Raw genomic sequence first — 935 nt, forward strand, 5'->3', positions numbered from 1 at the left:
CGTCTTTCAGGATGGGTTCATCGTGTTCGAGATCATGGCGGAATTCTTTTTGTGGATTTGCGTGATCATTTTGGGATCACGCAAATCGTTGCTAATCCAGCTTCGCCAGCTTTTGAAATTATCGAAAAGGTGCGTTCTGAATGGGTCATTCGTGTAGATGGGGAAGTGTGTGCACGTTCTGATGAAGTTATTAATACAGTTCTTCCAACAGGCGAGATTGAAATTTTTGTGAAAGAGGTGGAAATTCTTTCAAAATCTGATGAGCTTCCTCTACCCGTTTTTGGCGAACCTGATTATCCAGAAGATATTCGTTTAAAGTATCGTTTTCTTGATTTACGTCGTGAAACCATGCACAAAAATATAATGCGTCGCACTGAAATTATTACTGCTATCAGACGGTCTATGCAGAATAATGGTTTTACAGAATTTACTACACCACTTTTGACTGCATCATCACCGGAAGGAGCACGCGATTTTTTGGTTCCGAGTCGTATTCATCAGGGAAAATTTTACGCATTGCCGCAAGCACCTCAACAGTACAAACAATTGTTAATGATGTCAGGGTTTGATCGTTATTTTCAAATTGCTCCATGTTTTAGAGATGAAGATCCACGGGCAGATCGTCTTCCAGGTGAATTTTATCAATTAGATGTTGAAATGAGTTTTGTTGAGCAGGAAGATGTTTTTGTAACAATGGAACCTATTATGCGTTCTATTTTTGAAGAATTTGCAAATGGAAAACCTGTCACACAGAACTTTCCTCGTATTTCGTATGATGAAGCAATGCAAAAGTATGGTTCTGATAAACCTGATTTGCGTAATCCGATTATTATGCAAGATGTCTCTCAGCATTTTTATGATTCTTGTTTTAAGATTTTTGCTCAGATTTTAATGAATGATGAAAATGCACAAGTGTGGGCTATTCCGGCTAAAAC

At 38.3% G+C, this 935-nt stretch carries 1 protein-coding gene; it reads left to right on the forward strand.

Annotation, left to right across the window (positions count from 1 at the left end):
- Nucleotides 1-935: aspartate--tRNA ligase (gene aspS / locus ACFIK8_RS10345; RefSeq protein WP_375669374.1), on the forward strand; the 935-nt coding region annotated here is incomplete at both ends.

This window comes from Bartonella sp. MR168JLCBS (genome assembly GCF_042194175.1).